Source organism: Shewanella sp. 4t3-1-2LB (genome assembly GCF_017368415.1).
Taxonomy (GTDB): Bacteria; Pseudomonadota; Gammaproteobacteria; order Enterobacterales; family Shewanellaceae; genus Shewanella; species Shewanella fodinae.
Map to the genome: position 1 here is coordinate 1 of NZ_JAFNJD010000167.1, position 269 is coordinate 269.

General features: G+C 41.3%; 1 protein-coding gene. It reads right to left on the bottom strand.

Features of this window, described 5'->3' with window-relative positions; all coding sequences use genetic code 11:
* Positions 1–69: 69 nt before the first annotated feature.
* Positions 70–252: a transposase family protein gene (locus tag J3L11_RS19140; RefSeq protein ID WP_278250760.1), complete on the bottom strand. Its 183-nt coding sequence runs from the start codon at positions 250–252 to the stop codon at positions 70–72.
* Positions 253–269 lie beyond the last annotated feature (17 nt).

Sequence of the window (269 nt, forward strand, 5' to 3'; positions counted from 1 at the left end):
TGGGTCTTCAATGAGTTTCAAATGGTCAAACAAGGACATGGATTAGGCTGAGTAGAATAACATGCCTGATCAGATCATGCTGATACTGATAAGTTCCATGCTGTTAACAAAGTATGATCCCACCCTGAGCCATCCATGACAACCGGAAGCGGTTGCGGCTAAAACGAGGAAAATGATATCAACCAAATTATGTTCCAAGTTGATATATGAACGTGGGTCTTCAATGAGTTTCAAATGGTCAAACAAGGACATGGATTAGGCTGAGTAGA